Origin of the sequence: uncultured Methanobrevibacter sp. (genome assembly GCF_902774605.1) — an archaeon.
Taxonomy (GTDB): domain Archaea; phylum Methanobacteriota; class Methanobacteria; order Methanobacteriales; family Methanobacteriaceae; genus Methanocatella.
Genome location: NZ_CACYJE010000096.1, coordinates 1 through 4,179 on the forward strand (window position 1 = coordinate 1; position 4,179 = coordinate 4,179).

Consider the following 4,179-nt stretch of genomic DNA (forward strand, 5'->3'; position numbering starts at 1 on the left):
CAGTTCACCATCATATGGATTTATCACATCATAATGTTCATTCTTGTCAATGAACTCTCCATCTATCAGCATTTTCATGATTAACAGCTCCTGAATTTTTAGTTAAAGACCAGTTTATGAAAACCTAATTTTACTATTTAACGCTAAGTTAAAAAATTAAAAGTTTCCAAATAATATTAATTTCCAGAATAGGTAAAATTTAATTTCAATTGAAATACATATTAATTATTGAAAAATAAGTATAATACACTATTTATAAGGAAAATAAGAATAAATATCACTATGAAAAGCCAAAATACTTATTCTCCATATAAAATATTTGTGCTGCAAACAATTAAATATTTCGGATTTTAACAAAAAGAAGAATTATAATTTATATAAGACTTAATCACGACCTGCTTAATTTTAAGATTAAAATACCCCTTTTATTTCCAAAGTAAAATATAGAAAATTAAAATATATTTTAAAATTTTTAAAATAAAATGTAAATATTTTTTTATAATAAAAACATAATACTAATCATATAATAAAATTTTATAAAAATTAAAGTATATTTTATAAAATAATAAGAGATGGAGTTTAATTTTATGAAAACAAAATATTTATTTTTTATTTCATTATTCTTAATCATCCTGCTTGTTTTACCTGTAAGTTTTGCAAGCACAGATGATTCCGCAAGTATTGCAAGTATAGATGATTCTGCAAGTTATTTGAATGAAAATAATGAAGCTGATTTGAAAATCAGCACCCCGTTGAATGATTATGAAACGGATTTAGACAATAATAACATCAATACAGAAAGCATGGCATGCCCAACCCATACTCAAAAATCCGATGGCGAATCAGGAGACTTAGGTGCGGCCATAACCAATGAGGAAACAGAAAACGGAGAATTGGGAAATCCAATCACCTCTCTTGAGAGCGAAAACTTGAAAGGAGATTATTCCGATTATATCAATCTGAAGTCTGAAATGCTCACCTATGACTTCAATCTCTCCGAATCAAACACAATCTATGTCAATTCCAATTATGATGGAGATGAGGAGCTCGGATCCCAGTTGAAACCATTTAAAACCATCAATGCGGCTTACAACTTATTCATAGACAGTTCAAACACAAAAACAAATATCTTTTTATATGAGGGAACATATGCCATTTCAAAAAGGATGACCATAAACAAGAACCTCAACATAATTGGCGAAAGCTCCACAAATACAATAATCAGTGGTAATGATGAGTATGAAATGTTTCTCATAAGCCCTCCACTGAGCTATTATGCAATAAGCCCCCTTGTGAATTTTGTAAATCTGACATTTGCAAAAGGTAGTTCCTATTATGGAGGAGCAGTCTACATAAACCAAAGTGCGGTGAATTTTGTAAATGCGAAATTCATAAACAATACTGCAAGGGATTACATCTCCTACTATGGACAGAAAACATATCCTGCAAGCGGAGGAGCTATCTACAACGACAAGGGATTCGTAAGGATATACAATTCATTATTTGAAGGAAATTCCGCTTCAGGAAGTCAGGACAGCTATGCAGGAGCTGTTTTCAACGACATGGGCGAAATGACAATTTTAAACTCCAAATTTATAAACAACTCTGTCAATGGTACCTACGGCAGCGGAGGAGCCATTTACGATTACAGCGGAATTCTGGTAATCTACAATTCCAGCATATCAGGCAATGTGGTAAATTCCAGCTATTCCCTCGGAGGAGGAATCTGCAACTGGGCAAGCCACAATGTTTTCATTATAAACTCCACAATAGATGGCAATCAACTGCATGGAAACTACACTTTCGGTTCTGCAGTATCAAACAAGGCAACCCTTCTGGAAATCCACAATACAACAATATCCAACAACAAGGCAAATGGCATATGCGATGAAAATGGAACCTTCTTTAATTTAAATGGAATTGTGAATCTGACAGATGTGCAATTCATCAACAATGAAAAAGGAAATACCGATAACAGCCTGCTTATGTGTCTGGAAGATCAAATCATCATTTCAAAAGCCTTTGATGATGCCCTCCTTGTCGACCTGCCGTCATCATATGACCTGAGAGATTACGGTCTGGTAACTCCTGTTCGCGACCAGGGAGGATCAGGTTCCTGCTGGGCCTTCTCAACCATAGCTGCAATTGAATCATACCTTTTAAAAAATGAAAACATCAGCTACGACCTCTCTGAAAACAACATGAAAAATCTAATGGGCATTTACGGATTGAATGGAACAGACTGGGCAGATGGAGGAAACCATTATATGTCTCTCGCATATCTACTGCGATGGAGCGGACCTGTTAATGAAAGCGATGATCCATTCAGTGACTGGGATACAAGCTCCCCGACAAGATTGAACCAGACAAAGCATGTTCAGGATGTGCTTTTCATCCCTCTTCGTTTAAATTACAGGGATTTAAACCAGATAAAGTATGCTTTAATGATATATGGTGCATTATACACCACAATGAATGCAGATGACTCATTGCAATACGAGCCTGACTACTATCATGATATCATAGATGTTTCAAACCATGCAGTGACCCTTATAGGATGGGATGACAACTATTCTGCAGACAAGTTTGCAGTAAGACCTCCTGGAGACGGCGCATTCATAATAAAGAACAGCTGGGGAACAGGACACGGATACGATGGATACTGGTATGTTTCCTATTATGACAAGGCATTTGCAGGATTCGGAATGGAAACAATCTCAGCAATGGCAATCACAAATGTGGAAAACAGAAGCAACTACAAGAACATATATCAATACGACATTCTGGGAAACACATTCGAATCACTTGGATTTAACTCCCATACCGCATGGATGGCTAATCAGTTCCGAGCTCAAAACAACAATCCTCTAACTGCATTCGGGCTTTATACCTTCGGAGATTCAGATTATCTGGTCAACATCACTGTAAATGGAGTGAGCAAGTATGTTCAGGAAGGAATCATAAAAGGTGCAGGATATCATACCATCAAGCTTTTAGAGTCTGTTGAACTGGCTAAAAACGACATATTCAGAATAGCTGTGAAGCTGACCACTCCAGATTCATTATATCCAATAGCTATTGAATCCAAAAGACAGGATTACAGCAGCGGAGCGGGAGCTAATCAAAACGAATCCTTCATAAGCATTGATGGAATGAACTGGATTGACCTGGTAGCTTATGAAAATTCAAACAATGATGGAATGAGCATAATCAAATTCTATCAATACATGCAAAATTACAATTTAAAAGAAGCAAATGTTTGTCTTAAGGCATACACATCAGGTCTTGCAGATGTATATCTAAGCATCAAATCAAACAGCTCCACCTACAAGCCTGGAGATTTGCTTGAAATAAGCATCACAGCCTCCAATGAAGGAGATCTTGTAAGAGACTTGAACATCAGCATGAACCTTGACAGCTCCTTGAAGATCCAGACTTTCCAGATAATCAAGGGCTCCTTCAATTCAGACACTGGAATCTGGCATTTGGATTCACTGGATGAAGGAGAATCAACCATGCTCAAGCTGACCCTATTAGTAAATCAGGCAAAAGACATTGCCGAATCCCTATTCAGTTTTGACTACAATGGATTCAAGCCAAGCAATTTCAGCACTTCAAATGCATTCAACCTGTATTATGAAGGAAACACAATGTTCAATAAGGTGGAAAATATCACCGCATTAGCCAAGTCAAACGAATATGTTAAAATAACATTGCTCGACCAGAAATCAAACCCTATGGCAGGCAAGGAAATCAAACCCTATGGCAGGCAAGGAGATCATCATTTCATTGATTGGAAAAGACAATAATTTGAAGTTCAACAGCCTCAGTCTGATTAGCGATGAAAACGGTTCTGTAGATTTTGCTTTAAACTTCATTGAAGGAAACTACATCTTTTTAGCATCTTATAACGGAGATTCATTCTACAAGCCAAGCAATATGACTTTCAATGTAAGCGTTTCAAAAAGGGAGAGCCCACATATCATTGCAGAAGAAACCCTAATCGATAATGGCGATGAATTCAAGATTCTGCTGATTGATGATGAGTACAATCCAATACCAAACAAACTTGTAAAATTTGTGGTGTATTCAGATAAGAAAACTCTTGCCACTTATACAGCAAAAACCAATAACGAAGGCGTGGCAACATTAACAGGATTATCCAAGATTGTAAATGGC

At 36.3% G+C, this 4,179-nt stretch carries 2 protein-coding genes; both read left to right on the forward strand.

Going from position 1 to position 4,179, the window contains the following annotated elements; translation table 11 throughout:
• Positions 1-587 precede the first annotated feature (587 nt).
• Positions 588-3,809: a lectin like domain-containing protein gene (locus tag QZU77_RS10645; protein WP_295603936.1), complete on the forward strand. Its 3,222-nt coding sequence runs from the start codon at positions 588-590 to the stop codon at positions 3,807-3,809.
• A partial coding sequence (locus tag QZU77_RS10650; protein WP_295603939.1) for a hypothetical protein occupies positions 3,763-4,179 on the forward strand: 417 nt, incomplete at its 3' end. The genes QZU77_RS10645 and QZU77_RS10650, both read left to right, overlap by 47 nt.

Excerpts from the sequence above, each read along its gene's own strand:
- QZU77_RS10645 (WP_295603936.1), top strand. The coding sequence starts at position 588 with ATGAAAACAAAATATTTATTTTTTATTTCATTATTCTTAATCATCCTG.